Here is a 17,335-nt window from a genome sequence, read left to right on the forward strand (position 1 = left end):
GAACCGCTCGGCTGGTTTGAGCCAGTCTAGTCGTTCATCCAACCGCTGCGGGCGAGCGTCTTGACGTCATTTCTCATCTTCCAAACCGATTTCTTCGACCTTTCATCAGCCTATGACCTGATTTTGATTTATGAAATCAGGATACAATGACTCTTCATCAAGAAAGATAAGATCACAACTTGATTCTATGACCAAATGGCCAATTTTGTGTAAAAACAATAGCTTGGTGCGGTCAGTTAAAGCACAAATCGGGGTCATTCGCCTACGATGGCTGCCGATGACAGATTCCACGCCCACGGAGACCCAGCCTAGCGCGGCGGGTGAAATGCCGCGGCCGACCGCGCCCGAATATTTCGATGAGCCTTCGCGGGTTCGACCCCGAGGAACATGCGCGCGCATTTGCCAACCTAGCCACGACGTATGTACACACTTTCAGCCGCTATATCGACTTCGGCCGCGCTTGACGGCATCACCATCGCCTCGACTACGCGCAAGCGCTCCTTCAGCTCAACCGCGGCTACGAGACCAAACACAAGCTCACCCCGTCGGAAGGCATCGTATGGGCGTCGCCATGACCCGGCCGTCATGCGCGACGGCACAGTTAAGAGCCACATGCTCTTGAATGCGGCGTCCTGCTTCTGCTCGAAGACGAGAACGAGTTCTACGAGCAAGCATTCCACACCCTGGCTAATGAATGCGCCATGTCGAAGTGACAGAACGCTTCAATGCGGCCTTCCGAGCCTGCCTCCTGCAGAGCAAGCACCCGAATGCACATGCGCAATACCGGTGGGAGATCATCAAGGCGTGTTGGGGCGAATATGCGGTGACGCAGATTCGCGGTCCTTTGGGCAGCGCCTAACCGACCGTTACGGGGAGACGTTCGTCACCGCACTTGGTGAGACGCGGCGCGCGAAAGCGCTAGTCAAGGCCTACCCGCTCCATGCGAATTTCGAACAGATCACGGCCGAGTCTATGACGAGCGGGCTCTCCTACGCGGCGGGCCCATTATAATGTCTGTGCGGGTTCGATGTTGAGCGGCGCCATGATCTGAGGACTTCATCATAGGGAGCACAGCACTCGACGAGGACGCGCCGACGCGGTGCGCTTGCGGCAATCACTTGGCCCTATCCGGCTCGGTATCAGCGGAGCCGATGGAATGACGATGTTTGATGTTTTCATGCGCCTTGGGCAGTCACTTCGATTCGGCCATGAATGGCCCCGAGATGCATCGACTGAAGAAGGTTAAGGAGCTTCCGTTCGGATGGGTGGTCGAATGCCAATACGTTTTGCCTTCTCGATTTCGGCTACCGCAGTTTCGCGCCCGTGTTGGGACGCAGACCTGGCAAAAGATTGAGCTGGAATACAGAAACCATCTGCCCGGTTCCAGTCTCATGGACTAGAACGTGACAAAGTCACTGCTTCAGCCTTAGCTGCCGCTCTGCGGCTTGCGATGGTCGCGCTGAATTTTGACTTGTCATGTTACTATTATGGCTCCAAAGGCCGCCGGCCTCGCGTACTCTTTCCCTCGGCTTATGCATTTTATGAATTATCGTGAGGAGAGCATCCACGGGCCTCGCGGGATCGCGCGAAGATTTCGAAGCCGCCCCACCCTTTGATCCACGGCTCCGTGACCGTGTCACCTCCGGGCTCCAGCATTTCCCGCTGCGCCTCTGAACGCGCGAACTCGCGATACGCGATCCTTTCGGCGGCTTGTCTAAGGAGGGTTGGGTTTTTCCCGATCTTCGCGAGTCCGGCTTGCGTCAAAGCCCCCGTTCAGCCAATTCTTTGATTCGTCGGTGTCATTCGGCCTGCAATATTGCCCCCTAAGCCGGGGGATCAGTGTCCAAAATTGCCTCCCTTTAGACTGATCTCTTGCTGCCTGCTTATGAATGAAAGCACGTGGTCGGGATGCTGGTCGTGGAGACGATTGCGCGGATACGGCGCGAGCACTTCATCAAGGGCAAGACGATCAAGGAGATCGCCACGTGACCTGAAGGTGTCGCGGAACACGGTCCGCCAGGTATTGAGGTCGGGAGAGAGCTCCTTCTAGTACGAGCGGCAAGTGCAGCCGCGGCCAAAGCTGGGATAATGGGCAGGAGAGCTTGACGGTGCCTGCGGTGAATGCGGCCAAACCGGCTCGTGAACAGCTGACCTTGATCCGATCTTCGAGGAGCTGCGCGGGCGTGGCTACGACGGCGGTTACGATGCCGTGCGGCGTTACGCCCGGTGGTGGAGCAAGGAGCGCGGGCGATCAACCGCTGCGCCTCCGCTGAGCTTTGCGCCGTCGAAGCGTGCCAACTCGACTGGTGTCACGAGGTGGCCTTGCTGAACGGCACGACGGTGATGGTGAAGGCCGCCCATCTCCGGCTCTGTCATAGCCGCATGCTGTTCGTGCGGGCTTCTCCGCGGGAGACGCGGGAGACGGTGTTCGACGCCCATGACCAGGCGTTCGCCCGTTCAAGGGCACCTGCAGTCGCGGCATCTACGGCAATATGAAGGCCGCGGTGGAGGCGATCTTTGGCAGCAAAGATCGCTGCTACAATCGCCGCTTGCTGCAGATGTGTAGCCATTAGCTGGTCGAGCCGGATGCCTGCACGCCGGCCCGGGCTGGAAGAAGGGACAGAACCAGGTCGGCTGGTTCGGGCTGGACGATCGCTGAGCGACCATCCGGCCCATCGCAAGTGTGCCGCTGCCGCCTATGGTGAGCGAAGCAGGCGAGCTTGGCAAAGCTGATAGCCGAGCGCGGCGGCCTAGGAGTTGCCCTCGTTCTCGGCCTAGACGGCAAGCGGCCACATGGGCCGCTTCTCGTTTGAAATTGCGGCAGGTTCGTCAGCTTTCGGACAGCCAGCCCGAATACAAGACCGTTGAAGTTAGCGGCGCGTGCTAGAATAGCGCTTGACCAGGACGGAGAAAGCGCAGCGTCACGTCGCTGCTAACTTCAATTGCAGCGCGGGCGCCGTAGGGACAGCGTCGATTACGCAACAAACGCCGCTGAGTCGCGTCCGCGCTGCTTCCAGTCGCTGGACTGGGTCCCCAGGCCACTGGTGCCGTCAAGATCTGTCAGCCAATGACACGAATGGCCATGATGGTGTTTTTCATGCTCGTCGAACGGCTTGGGAGGTGGTGTGGCTCGTCAGCTTCTTGAAAGCTGGCCCTGATAGTTGTGAATTTTTCGGGTGATCTGAGGAGGTGAGTGTGGACAAATCCAACATAACAGCTTGTTCGCAGGTGTCGCAGCCAATCGTGCAGGATGAGCAGACGGGACAACCCGAGCAGATGGTGTCTTTCGAACAAGGAGTGCGCCCGTTCCTCTCCGATGATCTCCGTGCGGAGTATCGCCATCTGTCTGATGAGGATCGGCGTTTGATCGAGAATGCAATTCGTGCCGCCTTTGTGAAGGGGGAGGTGGACTTGGCATCCGGAGGCCGGTACGCCAACAATCTTGCCAGCTTCGCGGACAGTCTCGGAGCTAAGGGTCTATCGATGGTTGGCCTCAATACCAAAGAGCTGGAGGCTGAAAGAAAGGCCGGACACAATCGCGGCACGTATTTACCTGCAGCGTTGAGATACCTTAGTAAGTTTCGTGATCCCGATGCATCTGCAGAAGCAGCGAGCTCACGGAAGCCTCGGGGTCGGCCAAAAATCAAAAATTTCGGAAATGAGCAGCTTATGGGCGGCCCTCCACCAAAACGTCGGCGACTGCTGGATGACGAGCCCCCTCATTTAAGGTCTCGGTCGATCCAGGGGAGCTTCGCAGACCGGAAGAGCGGCTGCATGAGGAGCTTCAGCCACAGCGCCATGCTGAGCCCGGGCCGTTGGCGCTGGTCGATCCAGATCACTTCATTTTCGATCCAGTGCAATTCCCTCCAGCTGAACTTCGGCAGGTGCTAGATGAGGAACCCGCCGGGGCGCCATTCTTTAATGTCGATCCAGAGCACTTCACGCTCGATTCAGTTCAATTCTCTCCAGGTGAGCTTCAGCGATTGCTGGATGATGAACCCACGCGTTTCGAACAGCAAGTGCGCCCGAGCTCACGGCAGCCTCAGAGTTCGCCCGACATCATAGATTTTCGGAATGAGCAGCTCATCGACGGCCCTTCAGCACAAGTTCGGCGACTGCTGGATGATGAGCACGCTCAGGTGACGGTCTCGGTCGATCCAGGGGAGCTTCGGGAATTGGAAGAGCAGCTTCGTGAGGAGCTTCAGCAACAGCGCGGTGCCGAGCCCGGGCCGTTGGCGCTGATCGATCCAGAGCACCTCACCTTCGATGCAGTGCAATTCCCTCCAGCTGAGTTTCGGCAGTTGCTAGATGATGAACCCGCCATGGCGCCATTCTTCAATGTCGATCCAGAGCACTTCACGTTCGATCCAGTTCAATTGCCTCCAAGTGAGCATCGGCGATTGCTGAATGATGAACCCGTGCCTAATGAAGCGGGTCCGCTGATACCCTTGTCGTTTTATGCACCCCCGGGCTGGCAACACGGGGACCAGTGGGCGCCGGAAGACCTCAAAGAAGGCATGCGCTTACACAACGTGCTGCCAAGTGTGCTTGAGCCAGAGAAAACTCTAACTCTCCGGGGCGTGAACTACACGGCCACTATTGGGCCGCCAGGCCTGGAGCACGAGATTTTTCTCCGCAGGACAATTTGACCAGTTTTGCCTGGCATAGCCTGCAGTCCTTCTCCGGGGGAGAACTTGGCGGCCCCGTGCGTTACATAACCCAAGCCTGGGAGCGAGGTGGTCAGCTTTGCTGATGAAGGGCTCGTGAAAGCAGGCCCGGCGCGCCCTCTCGTCGAGCAGGCTGTCAAGCTGGTCGCGGATGCGGGAAGCTGCAATCGCGCCAGCATGGCGTCGAGCCGATCGTTCGGTGCTTCGGTTATCTTCTTTGCGCGGACCGTCAGAAGCTTCGTATTTGGCAAGAGGACCAAACAAGGGATTGGTTGAGACGACCGCGGCAGCGTCGCTGCCGTAGTCGCCGGTCCGCAGACCTAGCGAATTGCGCCGGTAACATCGATCGTCCCGCTAACGCCCTGCCCTCGTTGCTGCCGACCCTGAGCAGTTGGCTTACCGCGCAAAGACTCACCTTTTCGAGGACGACAGAACATCAGTTTTCCGAGTTGAAATTGCTCAAGTTCGACGTGTCATCCGGCATGGATCCGCGCCTGCAGCTCGCGTTGGCCAATTATTAGATTGGTACGCGAGGCTCCTCTTCGGTGCGTCGGTCCATCGAAATTACCGCCTGCAATGCGATCTTCTGCTCGCTCTCCTTCGTGTCGGTACCCAGTTCGACTGCGTCCATATCGACGCCATCATGAACCGAATATCGGAACGTTGCGGAGAAAATGGACCATCGTAGTCAACGTCAAAACGAATACGACACCTCTTTGTCAGCCTTGGCGATCTTCGGCCGAACGACAGCATCCCCACTCCCCCACTGGAGCGCAGAATCTAGGTTTTCTATCTCGAAATCGAGCGTGGAATAGCCGTCGATTTCCGGATCGAACGTCTCCAAAGGATTTGATCGCAGCTTCGATATCAATCTTGAGTTCGGATTCCTCCCCGGGGGCGAGCAGCGCCATGCAACGCGCGACGACGAATGCCGCATCTCCATTGAAGTAATCTGGGGCCGCCGCGACATCGCAGACCACTATCAGCAGCTCAGATTGGCCGGCATAGTCCTGCCAATCGCGATCGGGGCTGACGACCAGCAGTAGCCTCGCATTGCGTGCCGCCCAGGCTTCGTGTGGAGAGCAGCGCGAGCGCGTCGGGGAATTCGTTCTTCTTGGCTTCGCGGGAAGAGAAAGGCGCCAGCGGGATTACCACGACATGGGCCGCACCTTATCAGATACGCGGGGCGCCCAGTTAACCGACGAGGCGCGTGATAGCTTCGGGCGCGTCGATGAACGCATAGGGATTGAAGAACTGGCGGCGCCACAGGAAATTCCGGTCGACCTCGCTGAGCGCGGCCTCGTCGCACACCTGCGCCCAACGTTCCTTGATGGTCTTAATTTGCGCGGTCGCGATAAGGATCGCTTCCCCCTCATTAAGCAGGAACAAGGGCGCGGCTTTCAGGCAGAGCGCGATTTGGCTCGCACGCTCCTGTCCCATGATCAACATGGCCTGCGATGCCTCCCCGCCCGTCCGATTCTGCGGACAGATGTCATAGGCGGGCGTAAGCGTAAGCTCCGCACCATTCCAGAACGCGGCGTGGTTGCGGGCGTGGTCGTCAGTGTTGCCGGACAGGATGTTGAACACGAGCCTGCCAAAGAGTTCCTTCAAGGTCTCTTTGGGCGACGTGAAGCGGTGACGAATGACGGTCGCAAGCTGCTCGTAGCTCGCGTAGCGGGCCATCATTTCGTCAAGCTCGAGCAGCGTGAGCGCCGAGACCATTGACTTGCGGCGCCACCCTTCCTGGGCTTTTTCATGGTCGAAGCGCTCGATAAGCAGCACATCCTTTCCAGCGGCGCGTTTGAGGGCCACGGGTGCGGCGGAGAGACCGATGATGGACGCAAGGCGCATGGCGACGAATTCGGCTTTCACCATGCCGAAGAGGTCGTTCTGGGACGAGAACTTCGCCACGAATTTCTTGTTGCCGGACGTGATCATGGCTTTTGGCCGCGCGCCACCGATGGAGCTCCCGTGGAGAAGCGCACGGTCGAGTTCGGCCGTCAGCGGCACACCTTTTTCAACCAGCGTTGCCGCATTCAGGAGTTCATCAAGCGACACTTCCGCGCCCTCGCGCGGTACATAGTTCAACGCAGACGCTTGAAAGTCGAGCGCGCCGATACGGTCCGATCCGGACTCCAGGAGATAGGTCAGTTCGTCAAGGCTGCCGGGATCAACATCTTTTCCGCCTGAGCCGAATTTGCGATTGATGATGATGCGGCGGCCCCACGCGTCGGGTGCCGCGTCGCGAATGCAGTTGGGCATGTTGAGCCCGTTCAGGAGCGGAAGGACGCCGCTGCGGAGCGGCAATTCCGGCTCATAAAGCGAGATGGCATTGTTCCGGCGCAGATAGCTCTGCCCGTAATTGTAGACGAGTTGCTTGCCGCTCGCGGACAGGAGACCCGCGACGACAGGTTGCGTGCTGTCCGGCAACCAAACCCAGACATAGGCTTGGGTATGTTTTTGCTCAGAAGTCATCATTGGGCTCGGTTCGCTGGCTGCGGATTGCCTTGGGAAGTAAGGCCATTACTTCGCGGTTGGATTCGACCTCGCGCGACATCGTCGCCGGGCCGGCATCGAACAGGCGCACGCCGACAATTGCCGCGGCCTCGAACACGGCACCAATGGCGCAGCCGGTATCGCCTGCCTCGATGCGTTGTATGAGGCCACGCGAGACCCCTGCCCGTTCCGCCAAGGCAGCAACCGTCATGTGGCGGTCAATGCGCCCCCGGCGGATGAGCTGCCCCAACCGGATCGCGGAATCCGCAGCATAGGGTGAGACAGGACGGTTGGTCTTGGGCACATCTGCTCCATACATAGGTCATAAAGCAAGCTTATGATCCATTTATAAGGCTACCTGGAACCGATGTCAAATTAACGATCCATAAATAGATCATTTCAGGGCTTGGTGATCTATTTATAACCCACTCGACTGGGGAGCCCTCCTGCCTCACGACGGGCGCGCTCTTGATCGAGCGTAAGCAGGGCCTAAGCGCTCGCACCATCGTTTAAGTTGCAGGCACGGCGGCGCCGTGTCCGCCCCCAGGGCGCGAACTGGCATTGCCCGTCCGAGCCGCGGCATCGAAGTCAGCGATGGTGTGCGATCTCAAATAATGAGCGAGGGCGGCTGGGAACAAGAGCGCCCCGGGTGCCCCGCCTTTGCCTCAGCTGAGGCGACCGCAAATTCCAGCAGCTTCTTGATCCGTGCGCCCTTCCCATGAACATTGCGATAGGCGTCACTCAAAAATCCTTCGATCTCGGTCAAGGCATTAAGCACGGGTACGGCGTCGTCTTCCGCGAAGGATTTCAGCGCCGAGCGCAAGAGCCGTTCCGCTGCCATTCCGCATAGCTGAAGAGGCGTGCGTGAATGAAATCGATGTCCAACGTTGCCTCTGCCGTTGATCAAACGATGCTCCGAGCGGATGCGCCGTTCTGGTCATAGAGTGGGAGCAACACTCAGCCAGACGATCCGATACTGTTCATCGCTGCTCTCGCCCCACGCGCGCGTCCTTATTAGCGAGCTTCGATTACAGCCTTTCCTCCAACGTTGCCATTGACGCGCATCTCTCCCACGCGCGATCAATTTCTGCACTGCGCACATTTGATCATGATTTCCAAGCCTACAACCTAACGCAGCGTGAGCTTCAAGCTGTCTCTTTTGAGTTAGTGTTGCGCTGCCGTTACAGCAATCTCAGATGACGTTGCTAAGACGCGCGCGGCCTGGGGGCCATCTAAAGGAAGAAACTGGAAATGAAGAACTTGTTGCTTGTGACTTGCAGCATCCTAGCGCTTGGCGCGGTTGCACCCGCATTCGGCGCGGATCTCGCTGCGCAGCCTGTCTATAAGGCGCCGCCGCCACCGCCGCAGGTCGCGGCCGCGATCTACGACTGGAGCGGTTTGTACATCGGTATTAACGGCGGTTGGGGCTTTAGCGACGCAACAGGTGGCACTGTGGGTGGCCAGATCGGCTATCGCCAGCAGATGGGCCAGGCGGTGTTTGGTATCGAAGGTCAGGGCAACTGGGCTGATTTCAGCGGCTCCAATGTCAGCACTACCTTCCCGCTCAATACCAATCGCAGCACGACCGACGCGTTCGGCCTGATCACCGGCCTGATCGGCTACACCTCCAATAACGTTCTGCTTTACGCCAAGGGCGGTGCTGCGGTCATGAGCAACGCCTATCAGGTCACCTCAACCCTGACCGGCGCGCAGGTGGCGAGCATCGACAATACGCGTTTGGGCGCAGCGGTCGGCGCTGGTGTGGAGGTCGGATTTGCGCCGAACTGGTCGGTCGGCGTCGAGTACAACCACCTGTTCATGCCGGATGCCAACGTGAGCTTCGCCACGGCCGCTGGTGGGCCCCCTCGCGGTCCCGATAATGGCGGTCAGCCGACGGTGGTCGCGACCGATCGCATCCGCCAGGATTTCGATCTCCTGACCTTGCGGCTCAATTACAAGTTTAGCCCGCCGGTTCTCAAGTACTGATCACTGCGTTCAAGCGGCAAAGCGAAAGCCCCGGCCCTCAGGCCGGGGCTTGTTTTCGGTCACTAACCGCGTTCTGTATTTTCCGGTTATACGCAAGGATTCTGCCTGCAAGCCGTATGGGTTGAGTATTTTTCAAGGTGATCACCACCAACTTCGAACGGCTAAAGGGCATCGCGAACCTGACACGGCCCGGCACAATGGTGATGCATGATCAGGGGATGAGCACGCAGACGGCCGGACAGTCGGTCCAAGAGCGCCTCCCATGCTTCCGCGGATATTCGACCCACGCCTACTTTTCCATTCTGAGGTCCGCAAGGTTCAGCTTACGAATCTCACGTTTGGGAGCGCCGGATCGGCTTCAGCCGCTCACACGATCCATTGCTAAGAGCATGGTGCCGCTTGTGCTCGACGCGTGCGTATTCTGCGGCCGCCGATTGCGCAGAACGCTCGTTCAACTGTCATTGGTCCTCGACCTCGGGTTCAACGCGCGGAGACACGGCAAGAGGAACCCGCTTGTGTCTCTGGACGATTCAGGCCCAAACCGAGCCACTGTTTGCCTACGTCAACAGCCCTGTCGTCAGTCTTCATAGCCTTTTGGACTTGGTGCTAGCAGACGCTTTGTCATAGCTGCGCTTTTATCGGCAGCTGGTAGGGCACTTGCTTTCGTGTCCCCGCTCCCATCCTGCTCCGCCTTTGCGACTTTATGCGTCGCAGACACCCGAATGCCTGCGCCTTGTTCCTTCATTCAAAGAACGCGCAATGTCCACTGCGGTGGAAGAACCATGCTATCTGCCTAAAGAGGGTCGCGGCGTTGCCTCGTTACGTGTGGGCAATTTCGGATACTCAATGTTAGGCAGCTGACCAGTCAGCGAGTTCAGAAACGCAACAATATCGTTCTTTTCCTTATCGCTAAGCTCGATGCCGAGCTGAGTTTCACCCATCACACCAACCGCTTCCTTAAGGCTCCAAACCTGGCCTGAATGGAAGTATGGAGCCCGCAACGCGACATTGCGCAACGGCGCGGCGCGGAAAACGTACTCATCGCTGGCCGCCTTAGTGACCGCGTATCGGCCCTTGTCGGAGGCCGGAAGCAGTTTTGCGCTCGGCCTTTCGATCACGCCGAACGAGAAGTAACCCTGTCCACCGACGTTGATTCCGTTGTGACAAGAGGAGCACCCCGTCTCCATGAAGAGCTTCAATCCTTCCTTCTGCTGATCATTGAGAGCAGTCGTATCGCCTTCAAGGTACTGATCGAAAGGAGCAGCGGGTGTAATCAGAGTCGCTTCAAAGGCCTCGATCGCCTTCGCGAAGTTGTCAAAGGTCACCGGCGACGCCTCGTTCGGGAACGCCTTCTTGAACATGACCACATAGTCATTCATCGAATTCAACGTATCGAGCACATGATCTGGGGTCGCGTTCATTTCGACACGCGCCTGCACGGGCCCCTTAGCTTGCGCCTTGAGGTCTGCGGCACGTCCATCCCAGAACTGCGCCAGATTGAATACCGCGTTATAAACAGTTGGCGCCCGACGTGGACCCTGCTGCCAGCCGTGCCCCACCGAGGTCGGACCGGCATCGACACCGCCGGTACCAAGATTATGGCAGCTATTGCAGCTGATGATCCCGCTGGCCGACAGCCGCGGATCGAAGAACAGCATCTTGCCGAGTTCGATCTTTTCGTGGGTGACCGGATTGTCCTTCACAGCAGGCATGATCGAGGGGATCGGTTTGAAAATCTGCCTAGCAGCTCTCATCCAATCATCTTCGGAGCTAGCCTGTGATGAGGCCAACATTGCAACGGCCGCAACGGATAGCTTGCGTACAAGGTGAAGCTCCCACCCTAACTTTTTCACAATACCTCTCATCGGCACCAAACAGGACGGCATCGTCCCTGTTTATGTTACGCACTCACGCTTGCCCGTGATGGCTGCATCTACTAGCAACCGCCGTGCCAGTGGCGCTCGGCAAAAGCTAAGCTGCTGATTTAACCTTCAAAGCAATTGCGCCCAGCGGATAATGTTAGGCGTCTTGAACCTGACAGAAGCCGTGCCGTGCCAGAAATGCGACAGCCACGAACCAGCGGCGGCCCATTCGTGGGCGATGGCGCAGGCCCTTTTGTCATTATATCGATGCGTCATCCAGCTCGCTGCTATGCTCAACGAGATTGGATCGTCATGCCATGGAGACTCCTGCGAGCGGACGCCACATGCTCACGTCAGCTAGCATCCAGCTGCCAGCGCTGGCGCCGCCGAGAATTCAATGAGATTGAGGCGAAGCGCCTTTACGATGGCCTGGGTGCGATTCGTCGTACCCAGTTTGCGCATCACGTTCTTAAGATGAAAATTGACTGTATTCTCGCTAAGCTTCAGAATTTTCCCAATTTCCCAGGACGATTTTCCCTCTGCTACCCAGCGCAGGCAGTCTTTTTCGCGCTCAGACAGGATATGTTTCATGTTGCAGCTGCTATTCGACGGGTGCGAGATCTCCGCAAATGCGGTATGAAAGTGCCAGGCCAGTGTGTTGAGGTGGCTCATACGATACTGAGGATCGGCGTCGTCGAACGGAGATGCAAAAGATACCACAGATATTCGGCCAAATGCCCCGAACAATGGGACGCTCATACCATGCTTCAAACCTGCCTCTCTGGCCTCGTCTAGCACGCGCTGCTCGCCGGATTGCAGTTTGTATTGCTTGGCGAGCTCGTCCCAAACAAACGGCCCCGGGAGCGTTGGTGTCCGCCGGACCACCGGGTCGATGACATGGTAATTTCGTTCAAAATAACGGCGGCACCAGTCTGGCGGGAAGTTCACGGTCCCGGCAGGCGGTAGATACCCCGGTAGACGAGGCGGCTCCGCGAAAGTGAGTGCTCCGTAAGCGACTTCACTGAAGCCCTCCTCGCTCGCACAGCTCACAAGAAGATCGAACAGCGCTTTAATAGAGCGCGTTCGAGTCGCGCATTCGCTGAAGCTGAATAAGTCCATGTGACGCCTCACGAGGACGGCCAAGAGGCCGTTTTGCGTGTTCTATTGCGCCTTTTAGGCAGGGTCTATTTTTATTCCGCTAAGCGAAGCCCTTGCTCCGCTGTTCATGCAGCCTGAACACTCGCGCGCTGCGGCAAGTGCTATTCCCGAATTCGTTGACCTCTCCCAGCAGGCGCCCAGAAGGGACAGGACCGTCGGTATGCCAATCAAACAGCGGAGGTGCAGCGCCACTCTCACTTCAGATCGAACAGCACACACTAATCGTGCCACTGGTAGTGCCACTTTATGTCGCAAGACGGCTCGCCAACGACGCGGTGAGTATTGATACAGCCGTTGACGGTGATCTCCACGTCGCACTTGGCGTTCGGCTCGAAGTTGTGCGCGGGGACGGCTTTCACGAGCGAAAGCAGCTGCGGCGAGATCATTGTGCGCGCGCACCTCGATATGGGAACGACCGAGATCGATGTGATTGCGCTTGTAGAACAGCTTCTCTTCGAGGCTCACTGAGGGCTCGACATGCATTTTTCAGTCTCCGTGGTTGGTATCCACGATTAGAGCGCCAGGCTTCAATCTCTTGCTTATGCGTGATTCCTTCGAAAACCGGTGGCCACTTTTCCGGATCGTGCAGCGGCGCTGGGCGCTGGCGAATATTCGCCCGCGCTTGGGCCGAAACGCCTTCATGTCCAACTTGGCCATAGGCAGCACGGAGGCATGCCGGCTATCCCGGCGCCGACCACGATGGCGTCGAACCTTACTTCGACCGCGACAGCTTCCTCTAGCTCGCGATCTGAACGCACGAATACGGCCGCAGACGCGCGCGAAAGCGGGCATCGGCGCTGCCAGCAGCCGGTTCGCGTCACTACCAACATGGGCGAGTTCGAAGATCGGCGCATTCTTCTCGATGCTAAAGGCGACGATCAGGTCGGCGCCCTTAACGCCGACCCGATGCAGGATCGCGCCGGAAATCCCGGCCGCGATAAAGAGCTTTGGCCGGATGATCTTGCCGGTGTGACCGATCTGCCGGGCGGCGGTGACCCAGGCCTTCTGCGCCAGCGGACCAGAGCAGCCATATTCGGCGCGAAGGACAGCGGCGAACTGGCGCACCATTCGACACTTTTCGTCCGATCGGAGCCCAAGACCCTCGGCGATCACGACATCGGCATGCGCGAAATTGACGTTTGCGGAATCGCAATCCGGCACGAATGGAGTGCTGCTCCGATTTGATGGTCGGTGCGCTGAGATCCGGGGCCCCCGTCTTGGCGACGCAGGTGAGCTGCAGCAGGCCAGGCCGCTTGGCAATGCTGGGCTCGACCTTAGCGGTGTCGCCGTCGATCGTCTGATTGCCAGTGAAGATGACATCAGCCGGGCCCATACTCCCTCCCTGTTGCGGATGCGGTCGCTAACGCATAACTGCTCGCCAGTGTGCCGTCCTGGCGAATACGCGATCATGACCACACGATGTGGTCGGCGCCGAAGGTCAGTGCCTTGCGTAGGGCTCGGCGGCCATCGATGAGCACGGTTATCTCGCCGCCGCACTCGGCGCTTAGCTCCGGCACTGCTCGCACAGCGAACAGATCGTAGATGTTGATAATGATCGGCCTCCCAGTGGCGCATGGAGTCGTTGGCCACGGCGCGCACGCGTATCTCAGCGAAATTGGAAGCCTGCTTAATGCAGACGATACCGTGCATGCGGTACTCCACAAGTTCCGAGAACCTGGGATGAGAACAGCAAGGTTCGTACCAGTTGCGGCGCTCGCGAGAATCGGGCGTGAAGACAAATGCTTGAGAGAATTGGCGATCGATTGGGCACGGTAGGCGATCAGACGCAATTACGACATGGTCGCAAATGCGACATCGCCGTTTGCTGCAGCCGCGACATTAGGCTAGCATTACAGTTGCTTTCTTTGGAAGTGTCTGAATCTATGGGTAGCCATGATTCGGAGATCATGGACGCAAGCCGCGTCGATTGAGGAGACGCTTGCGTTGTGGGCGGCGTCGCTTCGAGAGATCAAGAAACGGATACGTCCGTTGTTCACGCAAGAGCGTGTGGCGACGAATGCCGGCCTGTTCCTGGAAGGCCTGCTCGGAGATGAGCAGCGCAAGACCGGTTGGATGCGCGCGGAGGCGGCAGGCGATCCTGGCCCATGGCGGCAGCAGGCAATTCTGGGGCGTGGGGATTGGGACGCTGATGCGCTGCGCGATATCGTGCGCGACTATGTCATCGAGCATTTGGCGGATGACGATGCCGTGCTGGTGATCGACGAGACCGGCTTTCTCAAACAGGGCACAGCGTCCTGTGGGGTGGCGCGGCAATACACTGGTTCGGCGGGCAAGATTACGAACTGCCAGATCGGGGTCTTCGCGACCTACGTTTCGCGTCATGGTCATGCGTTCATCGATCGGGCGCTGTATCTCCCGAAGGAATGGACCGACGATCCAGATCGTCTGGAAGCGGCCTATGTGCCTGCCGATGTCGGCTTTGCGACCAAACCCAAGCTTGCGACGGGAATGATCGCACGCGCGATAGCCGCGTCTGTCCCATTCAAATGGGTTGCCGGTGACACCGTCTACGGCGTTGGCGACATCGAACAGCAATTACGTCGGGGAGGCAAAGGCTACGTGCTTGGGGTCAGCAGCGAATGTGTTTCGATCCTGGGGCAAACGACCGCCGGTCGCCGGTACGGCCGCAGACATCGCCCGGACGCGGCGCTCATCCGACTGGAAGCGCCTGTCGGCGGGAGCCGGAACCAAAGGGCCGCGGCTGCACGATTGGTGTTATCTCGAATTGGCCGATCTCGAGGCCGAGCAATTCAACAGTGCAAGTGATGCTTTGTGGACGCGGGGTCTTCTGATCCGTCGTCGCATCGCCGATGATGACCTCGCCTTCTTCACCACCTGGTGCCCAGCGGGAACATCAATTGAAACGCTGGTCGCGGTCGAAGGCCATCGATGGGCGATCGAGGACAGCTTTGAAACCGCGAAAAACGAGTTCGGGCTCGATCACAACGAGACCAGATCCTGGCATGGCTGGCACCGTCACGTGTCCCTGGTGATGCTCGCCTTCGCCATGATGGCCGCGATCCGACATCGCGCTAATCCGCCACCGCCCAAAAAAAACAAAACGTCGCCCCCCGGCAAAGGTCAAAGCATAACCACGCCGCCACTGATCCGTTGGTCAATCCAGGAAATCCGCCGCATTGCCATCAGACTCGCTCGAAAGCGCGTTCAGCCCGCACACATCATCGCATCGTCTTGCTGGCGCCGAGCTCACCAGGCTGCCGCTCAACGGTCTCACTTGAAAGCAAAAAGACAACTGTAATGCTAGCACTACTTTGGCAGATTATTGGATTCCCTGAGTTTTTAGGATTCCCGAATCGATTTTTCAATGATTCATGGGTGGTCGGCTCTTGGAGGGCTGACCATGGCGCAATGGGAAGACGAACTCGAACGCTGGCTGAAGCCGCAACGGATGCCGCCGTTGGCTTTGGGAATCTCCACGCGCCTTACCGCTGGCGGGAAGTAGCTTCCCGACGCCAAGCGATTCCAGAGCTTGTAGAGGTTATTCCCAAGGTCCTGCGCAAATTCATCCAGGCTCTGGCCATCGACGCCCGCCGCCTTTCCATTCCCTGCCACCAGCTGGTAGGCCTCCCAGACCATACGCTTGGTGATGGGCAACGGTTTGTCTGACGTCATGACGCTCCTCCCGACGAAGTCGGTTGGCGTCCGATGTCGGATAGGGTAACGCAGCCCCTTCGCTCCATGGCCGTTACAGCCACTTCAACGCTACTACAGGCTGCTCCGCCCCTGTCTCGGGTATTGGTATTCTCCCTCGTGGTGTGCGCCACTTGCGGATTTCCCTTAACACCCCGAGCCAGGTTCCCTCGTTCCGGATTGAAGCCTGTGATGAGATCATGCCGCCTATACACCGGCTGCCGCGCGGACCGTAAGCAGGTATCGCCCACACTCTTCCGAGCATCATTAACCCCATGCTCGTTTTGACAGCATCTGGACCCATTTCGATGCGTCATCGGCGGTTCGCTTGCGCTCATCTTCTCATCACTCACCTGACGGCGTAGCCCGCCGCCTTTTCCCCAGCGCTCACCACCACGTCTCTTAAACGCAGCAGCCTAGAGTGGTTTGAAGCCTGCCCCTGCAGGCCGGCTCCGGGAGGCCAACTCCCATCTTCAACACAGTTGCGCCGGCAGATACGCACCAGCTACGGGCACACGGTAATAGGGGTTCTCGATCCAGCGAGCGCACAGCACCTCATCGGAGAGGTTGTGCATGTGCTTCAAAATGAACAGGCCGGCGATTAGCCGCGTCGGCAAGCCCGGCTGTCCCGACCCTGCTTGGCACACCGAACTGGAGCGCTCATTCAGGATGTTCCAGTCGATCAGCGCTGCCAATCGCACCAGCGGATGACCCATGTCGATGATCTGATCAAGCACCGGAAGCAACAGGTCTTTCTGGCGATCATCCCGCGGCTTGCTCATCGCACTCCCCAATGTCGAGGACGCTGTCAGGGAATCACGAATCGCCCAAAAGCAAAATCCTAAAACGCAAGACAGCGAGGTCCAATACCCCGCTTTCCTGCAAAATCGAATACTACGTTAAGACCAATTCCGCTTATTTCTCAGGCCAATCCGCTTTCTTCACATGGCGTAATCGCGGCTGACTGAACCTCCTCCGAATTGATGGACACCTGTAGTAGGCTCGACGAGCCAGGAGGTGTCGGATGGAAGGACGTCAACGTCGGTCGTTTACGGATGACTACAAGCGTCAAGCGGTTGATCTCGTAGCGTCGAGCGGGCGCTCGATCGGATCTGTTGCCAGGGAGCTCGGCCTGCGCGATTCCGTGCTGCGGCGGTGGGTGGAGCAGCGGGGGGCCCGACTGGAGCCGACGGCGACGACGCGGCGCCCCACAACGCAGGCGACGCTGCCGTCGGCGGACCACGCGGCGGAGATCGCGCGTTTGCAGCGGGAGAACGAGCGGCTGCGCATGGAGCGCGATATTTTAAAAAAGTCCATTGCGATCTTTGCTGGAGTTCCGAAATGAGATTCCGCTTCATCGAAGATCGCCGCGCCGACTATCCGGTGATGATCATGTGCGACGTGCTCGGTGTCTCGCCGGCCGGCTATTATGCCTGGCGCTCGCGCCCGGAGAGCCAGCGATCCGCCGCCAATCGTGAGCTCATCGACGACATC

The 17,335-nt window shown here is 58.4% G+C and carries 9 protein-coding genes and 6 pseudogenes; 7 read left to right on the plus strand and 8 right to left on the minus strand.

Going from position 1 to position 17,335, the window contains the following annotated elements:
* Window positions 1–1,908: 1,908 nt before the first annotated feature.
* The 3 genes and pseudogenes from istA to HCN50_RS28995 all read left to right on the plus strand — a co-directional run.
* Window positions 1,909–2,635 (plus strand): annotated as a pseudogene (gene istA / locus HCN50_RS28985) (IS21 family transposase); the annotation flags it as partial.
* A gap of 560 nt (window positions 2,636–3,195) precedes the next feature.
* Complete coding sequence (locus HCN50_RS28990) at window positions 3,196–3,891, plus strand: hypothetical protein (protein WP_171713269.1); 696 nt, start codon at window positions 3,196–3,198, stop codon at window positions 3,889–3,891.
* Window positions 3,816–4,649, plus strand: a complete 834-nt coding sequence (locus tag HCN50_RS28995) for a hypothetical protein (RefSeq protein ID WP_171713270.1) — start codon at window positions 3,816–3,818, stop codon at window positions 4,647–4,649. The genes HCN50_RS28990 and HCN50_RS28995 overlap by 76 nt, the downstream gene beginning before the upstream one ends.
* A 1,212-nt stretch (window positions 4,650–5,861) precedes the next feature.
* Here the strand turns inward: HCN50_RS28995 and HCN50_RS29000 are convergent.
* The 3 genes from HCN50_RS29000 to HCN50_RS29010 all read right to left on the minus strand — a co-directional run bounded on the left by HCN50_RS29000 (window position 5,862) and on the right by HCN50_RS29010 (window position 7,986).
* Complete coding sequence (locus HCN50_RS29000; protein ID WP_171713271.1) at window positions 5,862–7,142, minus strand: type II toxin-antitoxin system HipA family toxin; 1,281 nt, start codon at window positions 7,140–7,142, stop codon at window positions 5,862–5,864.
* The gene (locus HCN50_RS29005; protein WP_311968240.1) at window positions 7,132–7,467 is read right to left on the minus strand and encodes a helix-turn-helix transcriptional regulator; all 336 of its coding nucleotides are present in this window, start codon (window positions 7,465–7,467) and stop codon (window positions 7,132–7,134) included. Before HCN50_RS29005 ends, HCN50_RS29000 begins: the two co-directional genes overlap by 11 nt.
* 303 nt (window positions 7,468–7,770) lie before the next feature.
* Window positions 7,771–7,986, minus strand: coding sequence for a hypothetical protein (locus HCN50_RS29010; protein ID WP_171713273.1), 216 nt, complete (start codon window positions 7,984–7,986; stop codon window positions 7,771–7,773).
* Between the two features lie 428 nt (window positions 7,987–8,414).
* Between HCN50_RS29010 and HCN50_RS29015 the strand changes: the two genes are divergently transcribed.
* The gene (locus HCN50_RS29015; RefSeq protein WP_171713274.1) at window positions 8,415–9,149 is read left to right on the plus strand and encodes an outer membrane protein; all 735 of its coding nucleotides are present in this window, start codon (window positions 8,415–8,417) and stop codon (window positions 9,147–9,149) included.
* A 785-nt stretch (window positions 9,150–9,934) separates the two neighbouring features.
* Here HCN50_RS29015 and HCN50_RS29020 read toward each other — a convergent pair.
* Window positions 9,935–10,942: a cytochrome-c peroxidase gene (locus tag HCN50_RS29020; protein ID WP_235977286.1), complete on the minus strand. Its 1,008-nt coding sequence runs from the start codon at window positions 10,940–10,942 to the stop codon at window positions 9,935–9,937.
* A gap of 426 nt (window positions 10,943–11,368) precedes the next feature.
* On the minus strand, window positions 11,369–12,130 hold the full coding sequence (locus HCN50_RS29025) for a helix-turn-helix transcriptional regulator (protein WP_171713275.1): 762 nt from the start codon (window positions 12,128–12,130) through the stop codon (window positions 11,369–11,371).
* Between the two features lie 333 nt (window positions 12,131–12,463).
* Between HCN50_RS29025 and HCN50_RS34530 the strand changes: the two genes are divergently transcribed.
* Window positions 12,464–12,637, plus strand: a complete 174-nt coding sequence (locus HCN50_RS34530; RefSeq protein ID WP_171713276.1) for a hypothetical protein — start codon at window positions 12,464–12,466, stop codon at window positions 12,635–12,637.
* Between the two features lie 268 nt (window positions 12,638–12,905).
* Here the strand turns inward: HCN50_RS34530 and HCN50_RS33920 are convergent.
* Window positions 12,906–13,333 (minus strand): annotated as a pseudogene (locus HCN50_RS33920) (FAD-binding protein); the annotation flags it as partial.
* 729 nt (window positions 13,334–14,062) lie between these two features.
* Between HCN50_RS33920 and HCN50_RS29040 the strand changes: the two are divergent.
* A pseudogene (locus HCN50_RS29040) lies at window positions 14,063–15,245 on the plus strand (IS701 family transposase); the annotation flags it as partial.
* A gap of 350 nt (window positions 15,246–15,595) precedes the next feature.
* Here HCN50_RS29040 and HCN50_RS29045 read toward each other — a convergent pair.
* Together HCN50_RS29045 and HCN50_RS29050 are read right to left on the minus strand one after the other, a co-directional pair.
* Window positions 15,596–15,823: pseudogene (locus tag HCN50_RS29045) on the minus strand (group II intron reverse transcriptase/maturase); the annotation flags it as partial.
* A 533-nt stretch (window positions 15,824–16,356) separates the two neighbouring features.
* Window positions 16,357–16,623: pseudogene (locus HCN50_RS29050) on the minus strand (transposase); the annotation flags it as partial.
* 242 nt (window positions 16,624–16,865) lie between these two features.
* Between HCN50_RS29050 and HCN50_RS29055 the strand changes: the two are divergent.
* A pseudogene (locus HCN50_RS29055) lies at window positions 16,866–17,335 on the plus strand (transposase); the annotation flags it as partial.

It is taken from the genome of Bradyrhizobium archetypum (genome assembly GCF_013114835.1).
In the GTDB taxonomy this organism is placed as follows: domain Bacteria; phylum Pseudomonadota; class Alphaproteobacteria; order Rhizobiales; family Xanthobacteraceae; genus Bradyrhizobium; species Bradyrhizobium archetypum.

What these genes read in the sequence shown, in the direction of transcription:
- HCN50_RS29000 (WP_171713271.1), bottom strand. Translation starts at nt 7,142, where the DNA reads ATGACTTCTGAGCAAAAACATACCCAAGCCTATGTCTGGGTTTGGTTG.
- HCN50_RS29025 (WP_171713275.1), bottom strand. Translation starts at nt 12,130, where the DNA reads ATGGACTTATTCAGCTTCAGCGAATGCGCGACTCGAACGCGCTCTATT.
- HCN50_RS29015 (WP_171713274.1), top strand. Translation starts at nt 8,415, where the DNA reads ATGAAGAACTTGTTGCTTGTGACTTGCAGCATCCTAGCGCTTGGCGCG.
- HCN50_RS29020 (WP_235977286.1), bottom strand. Translation starts at nt 10,942, where the DNA reads ATGTTGGCCTCATCACAGGCTAGCTCCGAAGATGATTGGATGAGAGCT.